This window comes from Algoriphagus boritolerans DSM 17298 = JCM 18970 (assembly GCF_900108085.1).
Classification (GTDB): Bacteria; Bacteroidota; Bacteroidia; order Cytophagales; family Cyclobacteriaceae; genus Algoriphagus; species Algoriphagus boritolerans.
Genome location: NZ_FNVR01000021.1, coordinates 46,129 through 62,955, shown reverse-complemented (window position 1 = coordinate 62,955; position 16,827 = coordinate 46,129). Strand labels below are relative to the sequence as shown.

General features: G+C 43.3%; 12 protein-coding genes and 1 pseudogene. 4 read left to right on the top strand and 9 right to left on the bottom strand.

Annotated features, from left to right (window positions below; genetic code table 11):
- Nucleotides 1-12: 12 nt before the first annotated feature.
- Both C4S61_RS15920 and C4S61_RS15915 read right to left on the bottom strand, forming a co-directional pair.
- Nucleotides 13-1,011, bottom strand: a complete 999-nt coding sequence (locus C4S61_RS15920) for an acyl-ACP desaturase (RefSeq protein ID WP_103925797.1) — start codon at nucleotides 1,009-1,011, stop codon at nucleotides 13-15.
- Nucleotides 1,012-1,236: 225 nt separating this feature from the next.
- On the bottom strand, nucleotides 1,237-2,118 hold the full coding sequence (locus tag C4S61_RS15915; RefSeq protein ID WP_103925796.1) for an SMP-30/gluconolactonase/LRE family protein: 882 nt from the start codon (nucleotides 2,116-2,118) through the stop codon (nucleotides 1,237-1,239).
- A gap of 248 nt (nucleotides 2,119-2,366) precedes the next feature.
- On the opposite strand from C4S61_RS15915, the gene C4S61_RS15910 reads away from it, so the two are divergent.
- Nucleotides 2,367-3,617: a dipeptidase gene (locus C4S61_RS15910; RefSeq protein WP_103925795.1), complete on the top strand. Its 1,251-nt coding sequence runs from the start codon at nucleotides 2,367-2,369 to the stop codon at nucleotides 3,615-3,617.
- Nucleotides 3,618-3,670: 53 nt separating this feature from the next.
- Here the strand turns inward: C4S61_RS15910 and C4S61_RS15905 are convergent, their stop codons facing one another.
- Nucleotides 3,671-4,180 carry an ORF6N domain-containing protein gene (locus C4S61_RS15905; protein WP_103925794.1) on the bottom strand — a complete coding sequence of 170 codons (510 nt, stop codon included), beginning with the start codon at nucleotides 4,178-4,180 and terminating at the stop codon, nucleotides 3,671-3,673.
- A 232-nt stretch (nucleotides 4,181-4,412) separates the two neighbouring features.
- On the opposite strand from C4S61_RS15905, the gene clpB reads away from it, so the two are divergent.
- Together clpB and C4S61_RS15895 are read left to right on the top strand one after the other, a co-directional pair.
- Nucleotides 4,413-7,034, top strand: a complete 2,622-nt coding sequence (gene clpB / locus C4S61_RS15900) for an ATP-dependent chaperone ClpB (RefSeq protein ID WP_103925793.1) — start codon at nucleotides 4,413-4,415, stop codon at nucleotides 7,032-7,034.
- Nucleotides 7,035-7,354: 320 nt separating this feature from the next.
- Nucleotides 7,355-7,924, top strand: coding sequence for a pyridoxamine 5'-phosphate oxidase family protein (locus C4S61_RS15895; protein ID WP_103925792.1), 570 nt, complete (start codon nucleotides 7,355-7,357; stop codon nucleotides 7,922-7,924).
- An 18-nt stretch (nucleotides 7,925-7,942) separates the two neighbouring features.
- Here the strand turns inward: C4S61_RS15895 and C4S61_RS22085 are convergent.
- The 6 genes and pseudogenes from C4S61_RS22085 to C4S61_RS15865 all read right to left on the bottom strand — a co-directional run.
- Nucleotides 7,943-8,266: pseudogene (locus C4S61_RS22085) on the bottom strand (type II toxin-antitoxin system VapC family toxin); the annotation flags it as partial.
- 86 nt (nucleotides 8,267-8,352) lie between these two features.
- On the bottom strand, nucleotides 8,353-8,598 hold the full coding sequence (locus C4S61_RS22355; protein ID WP_103925791.1) for a DUF6364 family protein: 246 nt from the start codon (nucleotides 8,596-8,598) through the stop codon (nucleotides 8,353-8,355).
- Nucleotides 8,599-8,676: 78 nt separating this feature from the next.
- Nucleotides 8,677-10,854, bottom strand: a complete 2,178-nt coding sequence (locus C4S61_RS15880; RefSeq protein ID WP_103925790.1) for a DUF5916 domain-containing protein — start codon at nucleotides 10,852-10,854, stop codon at nucleotides 8,677-8,679.
- 64 nt (nucleotides 10,855-10,918) lie between these two features.
- Nucleotides 10,919-13,306: an outer membrane beta-barrel family protein gene (locus tag C4S61_RS15875; protein WP_103925789.1), complete on the bottom strand. Its 2,388-nt coding sequence runs from the start codon at nucleotides 13,304-13,306 to the stop codon at nucleotides 10,919-10,921.
- A 151-nt stretch (nucleotides 13,307-13,457) separates the two neighbouring features.
- A complete protein-coding gene (locus tag C4S61_RS15870) occupies nucleotides 13,458-14,414 on the bottom strand; it encodes a calcium/sodium antiporter (RefSeq protein WP_103925810.1) in 957 nt (318 codons plus the stop codon).
- A gap of 207 nt (nucleotides 14,415-14,621) precedes the next feature.
- Nucleotides 14,622-15,200, bottom strand: a complete 579-nt coding sequence (locus tag C4S61_RS15865) for an NADPH-dependent F420 reductase (protein WP_103925788.1) — start codon at nucleotides 15,198-15,200, stop codon at nucleotides 14,622-14,624.
- 430 nt (nucleotides 15,201-15,630) lie between these two features.
- Here C4S61_RS15865 and C4S61_RS15860 point away from each other — a divergent pair, with 430 nt between their 5' ends.
- Entirely contained in the window at nucleotides 15,631-16,794 is a 1,164-nt protein-coding gene (locus C4S61_RS15860) for an alpha/beta hydrolase family protein (protein ID WP_103925787.1), read from the top strand.
- Nucleotides 16,795-16,827 lie beyond the last annotated feature (33 nt).

Here is a 16,827-nt window from a genome sequence, read left to right as displayed (position 1 = left end):
TTAATTGAATTTTTATTTAAGCCAGGCAAGTTTGACTTCCTCCGGAGCTTTCATTCGATCAGCTACTCTCATGTAGCGTTCAGCTAATTTGGCCAAGTAATCCTGGGCTTTAGCTGCTGCTGCATCCAAACCTGTCAAGGCCTCTATTTTCCAAAGGCTTACGAGGTGATCAATGATTCGGGCATAGTCCCAGCTGGTATAGATTCCTACTTTCTGAGTGATCTCGGAAAACTGAGTGAACAGAGACGGATTTGAACTGCCTTCACCCATCAATACGGCAGGCATGACGATTTGCTTTCTCATCAATTTTTCAAAAGCAAGGATCGCTCCGTTCGGATCGATTTCAAAAATCCTTGACATGAATGATTTATAAGCTTTTTCGTGTCTCGCTTCATCACCGGCGATTTGCTTACAGATTCTTCCCAGAATGGTATCCCCAGCGATATCAGCAAGTTTTCCTGTATTTACATGGGATATTTTGGTCGCTCTTTCCTGAAAGGAGGTATAGACTATCGCCTGATAAGGATCTCCCCCTGAGTTGGGATCAAAACCATTAGTCAACAGTCGGTGGATGGTTCGCTCCACTGCTTTCATATCCACTCTTCCAGTCATATAGAGGTACTTGTTGAGCAAGTCCCCGTGTCTGTTTTCCTCAGCGGTCCAAGACTTCGACCATCTTACCCACCCTGCTTTAGAGAGCAAATTACGCTCCGGATTTACCCCTTCGAGCATATTGAAATAGGTTTGATAACTGGGAAGTGCTTCCTCAGTGATCATATTGCCAATCAATGACGTCAGTACCGTGTCTGGAATTCCTTCTGCTCTTTTTTGAAGCAATTTGATTTCTTCATGAATGTTGGGATCACCAAAATCAGGAAGAAAATCTGAGGGCTGCCAGCATTTGTCCGGATCTACCAGAATGTTATCGACAGCGTCGGCAACTAAGCCATCCAACTGTGTGATAACTTCGATGTTCTTTTCTATTTCGTAATTGATTTCGCCTGTCTTCATTAGGTTACTTGAAATTTACGCAAAACTACCATTGCGTAGGGTTGACATGTTTGATTGGGAAAGTTACTCACAATTCACTGATTCGATTATAGAAATATTCTAACGCTGATACCAGATTCCACTAATGGAATTAAATTGATTTAGCACCCTTACTTGACTCTTTCAACGTGAAATCATGATTAAAAGGTCCATTTTGGTAGGAATGTATCTTTCCAGTCAATTGAATCAATAATCAAGCTTATATGCAGCTACTTTATTTTTGAAAAAGGTAGGAACATAAACGATCTTTTCAGCTGCATTGTACCCGATATCCGCCGTATTGGATTCGGCGGCTTTGGTGTCTAACATCAGAGTCTGGGTAGAGTCATTTGCAAACCAGATTTCTCCCTGCCATCTTGATGCAATGAAATTGCCGTCGCCCAATATGACCAATCCATCACCGCCTGTGACATTGGAATTGATGACAGTAGCAGTACCATCAGCATTCCACTTTTTCAAACCGGAACCGTCCAATCCGAAAATTGTCCCATCTGCCGAAACAGCAATTCCGTTGATGGAAGCATGACCTTCTGAAACGGTGGCAATAGCTCCGTCGGCATAGGAGTGAACTTTACCGGTATTCATATCTGTGAAATAGATAGTCCCGTTGTGAGCCGCTACGTCATTGAGAAATTCTGCTCCCTCCACTTTCCAAGTATTGGACACTTGAGCTGAGGCAATGTCTATTTCCACCAATTCATCAATGTTTGTGACGTACAATTTCCCCTTGGAAATGGCCATTCCTTTTGGAGCATCAAGGCCGGTTACCCAAGCCGGGTTTAGGATTTTGCCTTCTTTGGAAATGATTGCGATGGAGCCTTTTCCGTCTTTTTGGAGCGGATCCTGACCTTCGATATTGGATACATAGATGGTACCTGTAGCATCATCAAACAATACAGATTCGTTGGTGAACAAAGAATCCGCTGTTTCCCAAAGTAAGGTAAGAGTTGGTGTTTTAGTTTCAGCGACTGTTTCCTCCACTACTTCTTCTGTTTTCTGAGGTGAACAGCCATACAAAACTGCCGCGGTAGCTACACCAAGAAATAATTGTTTCAAATAAATTTTCATAGCAATGAGATTAGTTTTCTTTAAATGATGATTTCAAAATTCGCAAAATTACTGTTCAAAATAAAATCCTGAAACAAGGTCTTTTGTTTAATAATTCAGGTTAAATCCTCTGAAAGATTCTGTACAAGTAAATGAATCTTCCGAAAATGAGATTCTTCAAGCTACTCATTTCCTGATACCTTTTATGGATTTTCCAAAATCCGTTTTTGAAAATTATCCTATCTTCCCATTATCTATCACGAAACTTTATGAAGAGACTACTCTCCCTTTGCGCTTTTGCAGGATTAATTATCTCCTGTTCCCCGACAGAAGAGACTCCCGATTACACGAAAATGTCAGAAGAGGAGCGCCTCCAAGCCGCAACCGAAATCGCCCAATCCACCATTATGGTAGATGGACATGTGGATCTGCCTTACAGGATGAAAGTGGGTGGATTTACGCTTCAGCGGGAGATTTTGGATGTGTCTGTGCGCACTCCGGATGGAAATTTTGACTACCCAAGAGCAAAAGAAGGTGGATTAGATGCTCCGTTTATGTCCATTTACATCCCTGCCGGAAATCAGAAAATTCCCGGTGCTTCCAAAGCTTTGGCGGATTCGCTGATTCTGATGACCGAGCGATTGGCTTCTACCTTCCCGGACAAATTTGCCATGGCTTACAGTCCTGCGGATATCGAGGCAAACTTTGCCAAAGGCTTGATTTCATTGCCTATGGGAATGGAAAACGGTGCTGGAATCGAAGACAATCTGGCTAATGTGGAATACTTCCACAAACGAGGAATCCGATACATCACCTTGACCCATGGCACGGATAATCTTATCGGCGATGCGAGCTATGATACGACTGGCACTCATGGAGGATTGAGTGAATTTGGAGAAAAAGTAATCGCCGAAATGAATCGAGTCGGAATCATGGTGGATCTCAGCCATGTCTCTGATAATACCTTTCGTGATGCTTTGGCCATCACCAAAGCGCCCGTCATCGCTTCGCATTCCTCAGTAAGGAAGTTTACTCCCGGATTTGAACGGAATATGAGTGATGAATTGATTCAGGCCATGGCCAAAAACGATGGGGTAATGATGATCAATTTTGGAGGCAGTTTCATCGATTCGGCTTATGCTGCGGGTGGAGCAAAAGTGCGGGAACACATTGTAAATTGGTTGGCAGAAAATAATCTGAGCAGACGAGATTCCGCCGCTCAGACATACATTAGTGAATACGCTGCCGCAAATAATCCTTTCCCAACTGTACAAAAAGTAGCCGATCACATCGATCATGTGAAAAATCTGGTAGGAATTGATTATGTGGGTTTGGGGTCTGACTTTGATGGGGTAGGCGATTCACTTCCTACTGGTCTAAAGGATGTTTCGATGTTTCCAAACCTGATTGCAGAGCTTTTAAAACGGGGTTATTCCAAAGAAGACATTGAGAAAATCTGCTACAAGAATGTATTCCGGGTATGGAAGGCCGTGGAGGACTATGCAGCTTCTCAGAAATAAGTAAACTCCAAAAAAACCAAAAAATAGCCTGATGCTGAAAGTCCAGTTTGAGGCTATTTCTTGAATCCTATGGCAGGTCTATTTTCAAGAGTTGGTCTGAGCAACTCCTCAATCAATTGATAAATATGAGCGATATGGTCATGGTATTCCGATGAATTTTTCTCCAGTTCCTTAATTTTCAATGCCAGTTCACCGTAGTTAAGTGCCCATTCCTTTACTTTAACGAAGATTCTCATGATTGAAATGTTGACTTGTATCGCTTGTGGACTATTCAAGACTGATGAAAGCATAGATACTCCCTGTTCCGTAAAAACATAGGGTAGCGTCCGCCTACCTCCCCAACTTGAAGTCGCAAAATGCGACTTCAAGATTTCCCATTCTTCCTCATCAAGTTGGAACATGAAGTCCATCGGAAAACGATCTAAATTTCGTTTTACCTGTTCATTCAATCTCTTGGTCGGGACACCATACATCTCTGCAAGGTCGCTGTCCAGCATCACTTTTTGGTTTCTGATTTTATGAATCAGTTGCAAAACCCGTTCTTCACTTAAAAGGTCATTCATAGGGAGTTAAGTTGAAAGGTCTAAAACTAAAACACTTGATATTTTCCCGTTTTCGAAAGCAAAACCATGAATTTTTGGGTAGTTTTCATACTAGGAAGTCAACTATTTTCTGCCAAATTTTCCACTTTCTTTCCTATATACATTTTTTTCCTGTCATCCTGTCCGACAATTAGCCTTGGCGAAGGATTTGATCCATGAAGCAAGACAAGCAACCACTAACTAACCAACTATTATGGATTTTAAGCAATTCACCATCAAATCACAGGAGGCGATTCAGAAAGCAGCCGAGCTGGCAACCGGATCAGGTACCCCTTCCATAGAAACTGCTCACTTGCTAAAGGGAATCTTTGTCGAGGATGAAAATGTCACTGATTTTCTTTTCAAAAAGCTGGGAACCAACAAGCAGCTGATCGACCAGAAACTGGATCAGGAACTGGCAAAACTGCCCAAAGTCAGCGGAGGAAATCAACAACCCTATCTTTCCAATGCCGCAAATCAAGTATTGACCAAAGCGAAAGACTATCTCAAGACTTTCGGAGACGAATACGTGGCCATTGAGCATCTGCTTTTGGCGATCCTCGCAGGAAGTGATTCAGTAGCACAATTACTCAAAAATCAGGGCTTGGCTGAAAAGCCACTGATCGAAGCAATCAAGGAACTTAGAAAAGGAAATAAAGTGACAGATCCAAACGCAGAAAGCAAATACCGAGCTTTGGAGAAATACTCCAAAAACCTAAACGATTTGGCCAAAAAGGGTAAAATCGACCCCGTCATTGGCCGGGATGAAGAAATCCGACGCGTCCTGCAGATTTTGGCAAGACGTACCAAAAACAACCCAATTCTACTTGGTGAACCAGGTGTGGGTAAGACTGCAATCGTTGAGGGACTCGCTCAACGAATCGTCTCAGGTGACGTACCGGAAAACCTCAAATCCAAAACCCTGATCTCCTTGGATATGGGCTTGCTCGTCGCAGGCGCCAAATACAAAGGTGAGTTTGAAGAACGATTGAAAGCTGTGATCAAGGAAGTGACCGACGCGGAGGGAGAAATTATCCTCTTCATCGATGAGATTCATACCCTGATCGGCGCAGGAGGAGGAGGAGAAGGTGCCATGGATGCTGCAAACTTGCTTAAACCGGCTTTGGCACGTGGAGAACTCCACGCAATAGGAGCAACCACCCTCAAGGAATACCAGAAATACATCGAGAAAGACAAAGCTCTGGAGCGAAGATTCCAGGCCGTAATCGTGGATGAACCGGATACCGCAGATGCGATATCCATCCTTCGTGGGATCAAAGATAAATACGAGTTGCACCACGGTGTCCGAATCAAGGATGATGCGGTGATTGCCGCTGTGGAGCTTTCGCAGCGATACATCTCTGACCGCTTCTTACCGGACAAAGCCATTGACTTGATGGACGAAGCCGCGGCCAAACTGCGAATGGAGATTGACTCTTTGCCTCAGGAACTGGACGAGTTGAACAGGCGGATTATGCAACTCGAGATCGAGCGGGAAGCCATTCGAAGGGAAAATAATCGGGACAAAGAAACTGTCCTAAGCAAGGAAATCGCCGAACTCTCGGAAAAGCGTCAAAACGTGAAAGCCAAATGGGAAAGCGAAAAAGCGGTCATCATGGGCATTCGAAGAGAAAAAGAGGCAATTGACAAGCTGAAACTGGAAGCCGAGCAGGCCGAGCGAGCCGGAGATTTTGGTAAAGTGGCCGAAATCCGATACGGAAAAATCGTGGAGGCGGAAACAAAACTGGAATCCTTCAAACGCCAATTGGAGGTGATGCAGGCTGGATCCCCACTTCTGAAAGAAGAAGTTGACCAGGAAGACATCGCCTCGGTAGTCTCAAAATGGACCGGAATTCCGGTTTCCAAAATGATCCAATCCGAGCGGGAGAAGCTCCTGCACTTGGAGGAAGAATTAGGAAAGCGAGTAGCTGGCCAAAGAGAAGCGATTGTTGCTCTTTCAGACGCTGTTCGCAGAAGTCGAGCTGGTTTGCAAGATCCAAAGCGTCCGATTGGAAGTTTCATTTTCATGGGTACCACAGGTGTGGGTAAGACTGAGCTGGCAAAAGCACTGGCAGAATACCTCTTCAACGATGACAATGCCATGGTCCGAATCGACATGTCAGAATACCAGGAGCGTCATGCAGTCAGCCGACTCGTGGGAGCACCTCCAGGCTATGTTGGGTACGATGAAGGCGGGCAATTGACCGAAGCCGTACGGAGAAAGCCCTATTCTGTGATCTTGCTCGATGAGATTGAGAAAGCACATCCGGACGTATTCAACATTCTGCTTCAGGTATTGGATGACGGGCGTCTGACTGACAACAAAGGTCGATTGGCCAATTTCAAGAATACGATCATTATCCTGACGACCAATATTGGTTCGCACCTGATTCAGGAGCGATTTGCAGAGATGGAAGATTGGAATAGGGAAGAGATCTTGGAGAAGACCAAAGTTGAGTTGTACGAAATGCTGAAAAAAGCCGTGCGTCCAGAATTCCTCAACCGAATCGATGAAACGATCATGTTTGAGCCATTGAGCAAAGACATCATCCGAAAGATCGTGGACATTCAGTGGAGAGAGATTCAGAAACGTCTTGCTGAGGCTAATATCGAGATTGACGCCACAACCGAGGTTTTGGATTATCTTGGCGAGGTGGGTTTTGATCCAAACTTTGGTGCTAGACCACTGAAGCGAACCATGCAGCGCTTGGTGCTGAATGAGCTTTCCAAGCAGATTCTATCAGGCTATATCAAAAATGACTCTGCAGTCTTAGTGGACTTGGATGCTGATAAGCAAGTATATTTCAAGAATGTGAATACAGTGGTGGAGGTTTAATCCTCAACTCAAATAAGCTCCAACCCCCTGTGATTTTCAAATCCCAGGGGGTTCATTTTTTATCCACCAATCGATTTAAGGTAATCACCTGAATGGATCATATCAAAACCGACATCCGGATAGGCCTTGGCCCAAGCACCGGGAGATTTTAGAAGTCTGATTATTGAGGTTTTTAACTTCTCGGGGTGTGAAAGAAATGTTTAATTGACGGAATTTGCAGTAATTTCCTCAATCAACTGACTCAGTTAATGTAAATTCCGTTAGTTAACGCACTTTCAAACCCTATTTCTAGCTTTGGGTTATTCTAAAAAATTGATTTCATGCTTTTCTCCGAAAAAGAACTCCCTTCAGAAATCTGGCAATCGCTCGTCCATGAACTCCACCGAGGGTCTTTGGATTCCAAGCATCCCTTTCGTTATTCGAACCTAGCAACAATTGGAAAATTCGGTCCAGAGATCCGAACAGTGGTCGTTCGGTCGATAAATAAGAATTTTGAATTCTACATTTTCACAGACTCCCGCTCGGAGAAGGTCGCCGAAATTACTGCCAATCCTTCCGCTACGCTTCATTTTTATCATCCCGGAAAACGAGCCCAAATAAGAATCAAAGCTAAAGCTGAAATTCACCGCCAAAATGACCTGAGTGAAGCATTTTGGTCAAAAGTTCAGGGAGATGCGCAGAAAGCTTATACTTCAACTTTGGCTCCTAGTACTCCAATATCAGATCCAAATCAGGGATTTGATTGGCCGGAAATGAGTGATGATAGATTTTTTGCTGTTTTGAAATTTATCCCCAAAACGGTTGAAGCATTACAATTGAATGGATTGCGGCATTTAAGGATTTTATTCACTGAAAAAGAAAACTGGGAAGGTCAGTGGTTGGTGCCTTAAAGTCGGTGTTGATTCCAATCAATTTACTTTTACTAAAAGCTCAAGTATAGAAATAGCAGGGATAGCAGAAGTTTTGAAGTCCTTGAGATTACGGGTTATGATGTAATCAAGGCTTTTTATTTCCTGTGCAGTTGCAATTTGTATTGCGTCCTCAAATTCTTTATGCGAAGATTTTAAACCAGTTTTTAATGCCGATGCAGTCACATCTACTACTGTGAGGATTTCTGCAATTTCAGATAGAGTTTGCCTCAATTCTCTATCAGCCACAAACTTTTTCAAGACATAATGAGCCGTCGCAAGGACATGAGTTGAAGTGAAAAGTTGGATTTTCTTATCTTCTGAAAGTTGGAAAAGTTAAACTGATTCCTGTGTAAATGGAGGTCGATTACTTAAAAAATCAATTAAAATATTGGTGTCAAGGAAAACCTTCATTTGAGGTGTTTTGCTTCAAGGTTTTTTCTAAGTTCTTCCTTATAGTCAAAGTCCGCTGGAAATTCAATTTTTCCCGAAATCCTCCTAATTCGCTCCGAAACCCCAGAATCATTTGACTTTTCAGTCAAACTTTCAAAGAAATTCTCCACTAAACCAGAAAGGGTTTTTCCTGTCTCTTCAGCGTAGATTTTTGCCTTTTCGATCACAGTCTCGTTAAGGGAAAGCGTTAACTTCTTGTTTATACGTATAAAAATTAATAATTACACGTAAAAGGCTCAAACATCTTTTTTAAAGGCTGACAAAATTTTGTTTCATGAACTTTAAACGTTCCACCAATAAGTAAATTTCAAAACGATAGACCGGTTTTTCACATTGAAAGGTGCAGGCAGATAGTTGTCGGTGTAAACAATGAAAAGATCCGAAGCAGGCTTGAACCGCCACTGGAAGCGGGTATTCAGGTTGATGTTTTTAATCTGCTCATTGTATTGCACAAAAGCCGTAAAAAAGACCGTATTGGTCATCGTGACGTCTACTCTGGGTCCTACCAGCCAAAAACGGGTCTCTCCCCAAGGCTCTGGCAAATTGATCTGATTGAAGTTGGTGCTCAAGGCCAAACTCACATAAGGCTGAAAGCGATAACCCATATCTGCGGTAAAATTATACCGATCTCCTCCTGCATAATATCCGCCCAATCGAGTCGTAAATGCATAAGTAAAGACACTTTGAGGCTTGGACGCATATTCAATTCCGAGCGCTTTCCAACGGTGCTCCGTCCCGGAATCCAACGTCATCCCGGAAAAATTGGTGGGGTCAAAGGGCCGCTGAAGCTTCACAAAATCATAGGCAAGCCAAGCCATTAGATTACTTTGACTTCGAAATCGAACATTGTAAGCGGCATAACTGGTATTGTCCGTTTGCTCACCGTCCATGTTGAAAAACAAGGACGTATTGAAGTCCGGGCCGTGACTTAAGATTTTCTCACTTTTCGGAAACCAGCGATAGCCTATCATAGGATTAATGCGGTAAAATCCATTTCTGGGGACAAAACCTACCTCCGCCGTATAATTTTCGGAAACGTATTCATGCTGCCAATTCCAGGTCAGGTTTCCACTGGAATACCGGAGATTCGCAGCATGGACAAATCCATTTCCTACATTGTCCGGTCCAAAAGACTGTAAGACCATCGCTTTGCCTGTCCAAAGATTGTTGGAAGAAGCAAGATTGTATTCCAAGCCTGCATTTCGGTTGAATTGGGAATAAACAGGTTGCTCTGAGCTTGGATCCGGGTTGTAATTGAGGGATTGTTTATTGACAAAAATTGCCCCGATGTTGGACCTTGCCCCAATTTGTCGCTGCAAGGCCATCACGGTGAAGTTTTGCGATGGCAAGGCTTGCTCTTCCACTTCTCCGGTTTGCATGTTCATCGCCCCGATTCTCCAGTGTTTATTTAGCTTACCACTCAGTCTTGCCCCGAATTGAATAGGCGCATTGAGTCCTATTCTTCTGGAGAAAAATGGCCGAATCGTAGTGTACCCAAATCCAGCGAACAAGTCTCCATTTTCGAGAAAAAACTGCCTCCGCTCCGGGAAAAAGAGCTCAAACCGATCCAGATTGGTCACTTGCCGATCCACCTCCACCTGAGAGAAATCAGGATTCACGGTCAAGTCCAGATTAAGGGACGAGGTTAGCGATATTTTGGCATCTACTCCCACATCCCTTCGATATTGATTTGAGCCTTCGGATTGGAAATCCTTGCTTACTCCGCCCAAAACATAAGGAATGATGGAAATATTAGCGCCTGCATCAGGAGGTGGATTATCCCAAACGAGTGTGCCGGTGTAGGCAAGGGATGCTGAAGGAAATTGGCGTGGAACCGGCGCCCAACCTGACTTTTCAGTGGTTTTAAGGTCAAGTCGTGAAAAATTGATCCCCCATTCAGAAATCCCTTTTTTGTAGCGAATGGATTTGAAGGGAATTGCTGCCTCAAAAATCCATTTGTCCTCGTAGTTTTTGACTTTTGACACCCACTTATTATCCCAACTGAGATCCACACTTCCACCGTTGAACATTTGCCCATCCCACTGTGCTCCGGCTGCATTTGCACCAAATGAGAATCCATTCGTCAAGTCATCAAAGGGATCCATGAAGAGCAGGAAGTTGTCATTTTTCCCAAAATTGAAATCCCTCCGCAGCGACTCAACCATATAGGGTCCTTCGACCGCATGATGATTGACTACAATCAGATACAAATGCTCCTCGTCATAGCTCATTCTCACATCCGTCTTGACTCGGGCAAAGCTCGTGTCCATCGGCGTAATCATGAAAAAATCCGTAGCAACGGCAGCATCTTCCCAGGCTTTCTCATCCAATACTCCGTCAATGATAATGGCTGAACTTGCCTTTTGAATAGCAAGCCGGTAATCCGCATTGATTTTTTGGGAGAAAAGAGAAGTCGTCAAGCCAAAGCTGAACAGAACAAAAAGGATACGGAAACGCATAGCGAAGGGTGTAAAAACGAAAGAAAATCACAAGATATGGTTCTCTTTTGCTTCAATTGAGGGTTTATTGCTTGATTCGATAAGCGAAGGTAAGGTTTGTTTGTCTTCGGATCATTTGAGCCTCCCTATCTGTGAAGAAGTTGAAGCCCTCTATGATTTCCCGGTTAATTCTGGTATTAAATACATCTGTTACATTCAAAACCAAGGTTCCCCGGTCTTGCAGAATTCGTTTGCTGGCAGAGAGATCCATAAAGAAAATTCCCTTTCGGGTACCCTGTGCAGTTTTTTGGCGAGCTTCATAATTGGCTCTGGCTTGGACGTCCCAGCCTTTACCGAAGGTGAATCTTGAAGTTTGCCTAAAGAGCCAAGAATACGTCGTGATCAATTCTGTCCGTCCGATGTTACTGGCATCAATTCTTGCGTGAAAGAAATTGGCGTTAAAATCCAGTTTCCACCAGTCTTTAACCCGATAATCTCCACTAAACTCTACCCCGTAGGATTTTTCACCGGTTAAATTAACCGGAGCTGTAACTGAGAAGCCATTGTCTAAAACCTCTCTGATTCTCTCTATTTTTTCCACCGTATTTCTGAAATAAACAGTGGAAAACAGGGTTGCTTTTTCAAAATACTTGATATGTCCCAGTTCAAAAGCATCGGTAAACTCCGGATCCAAATCCGGATTTCCGCTAAAAAAATTCCGCTGATCAGAAAAGGTAACATAGGGACTCAAGTCATTGTAGACCGGTCTTCTGACTCGCTTGGAATAGCTAAGTTGAAAAGCATTTTCTTCAGTGAAATTGTAAGTCAAGTGAGCCGATGGAAACAGATTCGTGTAAGACCGAGGATTATTTTCGTTGGTTTCTACCAAGATGGTCTCCACATCGGTGTATTCTGCCCGAAAGCCACCCTGATAACTCCATTTTCCGGTTTCGTTCCCTACGATTCCATAAGCAGCCAAGATGTTTTCATTGTATAAAAAGATATTATCCAATCCGGGAAGAGTCACAAAATCTCCTGACTCATTTTGTTCCTGGACGAGGTAATCGTTTTCCATTTCCCGAAAACTGGTTCTTAACCCTGTCTCCAATTTACCTTTGGACGCATAGGGTTTTACATAGTCCATTTGAAGCAAATACTGGTTTTCATATTCGTCATTCAGTGAAGTTTGGACTAAAGATCCTTCAGGAATCTCTTCTCCTTGGGTAGAAAACTCATTTTCCGTAAAAAGCTGATCTGATCGCTCCCAATAATTGAGGTAGGTAAATGAGGCTACAAACTCATGCCCTTTCTCCGCAAAAGTCCGCTTGTAGTTAATTATCGCTTCTTTATTGGGCTCTGCTTCTGTTTCATCCTGACGTCTCAGCGAGTAGCCCAAATAATCATTAAAGCTATTCAGATAATCCTCGTACCGTATATCGGTGATCCTTCTGACATCACTTCTTCTCCAGAGATAAGAGCCCGTCAGAATGCTGTTTTCATTGAAATAATAATCCAATCCACCCCGTAGGTTATTATTCAGGCCAGTAACCCTAATGGAATTGTTTTGACTCAGGATGGAAGTGGTGCCGTCCTGATTGTACACTTCTTGGTAAAGCTCGCTGATACCCGGTGTCCGTCTATAGGCCAACCCGTAATTGATAAACCAGTTGATTCGTTTATGTCGGTAATTGAGATTGGTCGTGAAACCCGTATTCACAGGATAACCCGCAATCAGCTCAAAGGAACCATTGAACCCCTGCTTGCTGTCTTTTTTTAGAATGATATTGATCACCCCAGCCATACCTTCGGCCTCGTAGCGTGCTGATGGATTGGTGATGACCTCCACACGCTCGACCATATTGGCAGGAAGTTGGCGAAGCCCGCTGCTACCTTTGAAACTCACCAAACCGGAGGGCTTACCATCAATCAGAATCCGCACATTGGCGGAGCCACGAAGGCGGACATTTCCTTCGGGGTCTACTGCTACTGAAGGTAAGTTCATCAAGATATCCGAGGCATTTCCCCCGGCATTAGCCAAGTCTTTACCGACATTGAAGATTCGCTTATCCAGGGAAAGCTCCATGATTGTTTTTTCACCTTGGACCACCACTTCACTGAGGTCCGAAGCAGTGGTGGAAAGTCCGATTTCTCCAAGATCCAAGTTTTGATTTTCCCTGCTAAGGGTGAAAACATTCGTTTTTTGAGCCTCAAAGCCCATAAATTCGATCAAGGCATAGAATCTTCCAAAAGGTAAATCGATGGAAAATTTTCCGTTTTCATCCGAAATTCCGCCTCCAACCAAGCTGTCTTTTTGTGAAAAAACACCTATTGTGGTGAATGGAAGAGGTTCTGAGCTTGATTTATCAATGATAGATCCCTTGATTCTTCCTCTATTTTGCTGTGCGTGGGAATTAGCAATACTTAGAAAAAACAACAAAAGAATCAGGATGTTCTTTTTAAAAATAGGCTTCATAGGTTTGGGTTTCTGGGCTAAATCAAAAATTATTTTAATCCAACCGCCTGAAATTTAGAACCTCTGCCCTTCGAAACCATCCTGATTTTTACAAATGGCAAAAAAAAAGGTTTCAGCTACGAAACCTTTTAAAAAAGACAAACCTGAGGGATCAAAGTTCCAGCATGACTAAATATGTGGTATAAGAGACAAAAATCACCAACATAAGTGCCGCCTGCCATCTATCGAGACGTTGTTTTTTCCCGATAAACATGGAAAGAAACAAGAAGATAGTGCCTGCAGAAAGTAAATAAAGGTCCGTGTTGAATGCCGGGTTGAAATCAAGTGGACGAACCAAAGCACTTACTCCAAGTACCAACAAGATGTTGAAAATATTTGAACCGACGATGTTTCCAATTGCGATATCCGCATTCTTTTTCATCGCTGCTACCACCGAAGTCGCCAACTCAGGGAGGGAGGTCCCGGCCGCAATGATGGTAAGTCCGATGATTTTTTCACTGACTCCCAAGGCCTGGGCAATAGAAACAGCATTGTCCACGACCAGTTTTCCTCCGCCTACCAGTCCAACAAGTCCCCCGATAATTAAAAACCAGATTTTTAACGTAGAATAATCTTTGTTCCCAACGACATCCGTATTTGGATCAACCTTTAGTTGAGTAGCTACATAGTATAGAAATGCACCGAAAAACCCGAGCAAAACAAACCCATCGTAGCGTGAAAGATGGGCAGGATCTGCTAAAAAGTAATTATTTGCCAAAAAGAACAGGACAATTGCAGCCAGAAATGAAAATGGAATCTCTTTCCACACCGTGCTGGATTGAACTGCCAAGGGTGTGATCAACCCTGCAATCCCAAGAATGGCCAATAGATTGAAGTTATTGGAACCGATTACATTGCCGAAGACTATCTCGGGATAATTACCTGAGGCGGCCACTGCATTGACCACCAACTCCGGCGCTGAGGTTCCAAATGCTACAATGGTAAGGCCAATCGCCAAATCAGAAATGTTATTTTTCTTGGCTAAAACGGATGCACCATCTACCAACCAATCGGCTCCTTTGACCAATAAAATCAATCCGCCAACCAATAGGACTATCTGTAAAATCATAGGTATGAGTAAAAGAAATTCAACATCGCCCGAATCATTTGCTTGATCCAAGCCTCAAAGCTAACATTAAAAAATAACTGTATTTTTGCGTTGATCTATCAATTTTTCCTGCTCATTGCGTCAGCAACCTGATTTATTGGCAGGAATAAAAAAACCAGACTTGGAGGTCTGGATTTAAAAATTCAACACAGCGGGATTGAATCTCAATCAAAGCGCGATGGCCATTTGCTCAATTTCTCGGGCTAATTCAGCTTTTCCAAGGTCTTTGGATTTGAATCCAAATTGGGCTAAAACCTCCTTTGCTTCTGCTTTTGCGGCATCTTCATTTCCACAGATATTCATGACCTGCGCCTTGGATTTGGCTGAGTTTACCATGGATTTGCTATCCATGTAATTAAAGGCCTTTACAAAATGTGCTTCAGGAACCAGTTCCTGAAGTTTTTCCATCAATGATTCATCAGGACCGGTAAAAAATTTACGCACACCATCTTTGGGTTTTTCGTCAGAGATCGGGTTAGTCACATCCAAAACCAATTTGTCACTGATCCCCACCTTGACTTGCTCCACGATTGTAAGTGCTGCAGTTCCCTTGACGGCAAGAACAATGACATCTCCAAAATCCGCAGCTTTCTCAAAACTTCCCACTTTTCCGTTCGTTCCAGACTGCCAATCCAAAAGTTTTTTCGGGTTTCCGGTTCCCAGCATTACCTCATAGCCCCGTTTTTCAAATCCATCAGCCAATGTTCTTCCCACAACACCCGACCCTAAAACGCCTACTTTTTTCATGCAATTTTGATTTAAAATTTATAGTATTTGACCTATCGAAAAGTTCATAGGCTTACCTATGACAGATTTGCCTGAAAATCAGTTCCATTTTAATGTTATTTTATACAACTGAAATTAGTTGACTTGCTTTTCTTTAAACATTTTGTACAAAATGAAGGGAGTGGAGAATAGGAAACCTCCCTCCAGGAAGGCAATGCAGATTGGCCCAAAATCAAAAATTTCACAAATCTGATGACAGGTCAGATTTTTTTAAAATAAATTCTATCTTTTAGTTAGAAATAATTCCTTTAATCGTGAGTGAGGATTGGAGAGATCTATTGAAACTCATTGAAGCCAACTCAGAGGACTTCCTCCATGAGAAGGCTCACCAGACCGACTCTGAACCTAATGAAATGGCAATGATCATCCCATAATTTTAAAACCAATACTTATGAAAAGAATCTTGAGTCTCTATTTTCTCTTTTGGTTGATTAGCGGAGTTTTTGCTCAGGAAAACCTACTGTGTCAAGGTGCCTATTGGTCTGAGGATGAGGCAGCCATTTTTATGAAAAAGACTGCCTTGGAATGGACCACCCAAGCAGATTGGGAAAAGCGAGCCAAAGTGATCCGAAAGGGCATCATCGATGGCATGAAACTCGAGCAAATGCCAGCCCGAACAGCTTCTTTCAACACCATCATCCACAGTACCCGGGAAATGGATGGATACATCGTAGAAAACATAGCGATCGAAAGCTTCCCCGGATTTTTCATCACTGGCAACCTATACCGCCCGCTTAATCCGGCTCCGTTCACCAAAAGTCCTGCAATCCTAAGTGTGCATGGACATGGTCCGGATCTTCGCTTTGGGGAAAGCATGCAAAAGCGAAGTGCTACTTTTGCCCGAATGGGTGCCGTGGTATTTGCCTTTGACATGATTGGCTACGGGGATTCCAAACAAGTGGACCATAAAATTCCGATCGCCCTCACGCTCCAAACCTTCAATTCCCAACGGGTGATCGATTACCTGATTTCGCGGCCAGATGTGGATTCGAAGCGAATCGGCGTGACCGGTGAATCCGGAGGAGGTACACAGACCATCCTGATTACTGCTTTGGATCCAAGAATTACCGTTTCCGCTCCCGTGGTGATGGTTTCTGCCTACTTCTTCGGAGGCTGTACTTGCGAAAGCGGAATGCCGATTCACAAAAGCGCAAGCCACCAAACCAACAATGTGGAAATCGCAGCTTTGGCAGCTCCAAGGCCCATGCTGTTGGTTTCGGATGGGGGAGATTGGACTAAGAACACGCCAAGAATTGAGTTTCCCTATGTACAAAATGTGTATGCCGCCTATGAGGCAGATAGTAGAACAGCTAATGTTCACCTACCAGGTGAGCGTCATGATTATGGGAAAAACAAACGGGCAGCGGTCTATAATTTCTTTGGACATTATCTTGGGCTCAATGCCGGTCGCATTCCCTATCAGGACGGATTTGATGAGCGTTTTGTGACCTTACTTTCGGCGGAGGAACTCCGGGTTTTTAATGATAGAAACCCAATTCCATTACAGGCATTAAATGGTAATGAGACAGTGATGGAATTCTTGAATTTAAAATGAACACATTTATAAGTGATCGATTAAAAAAATCTT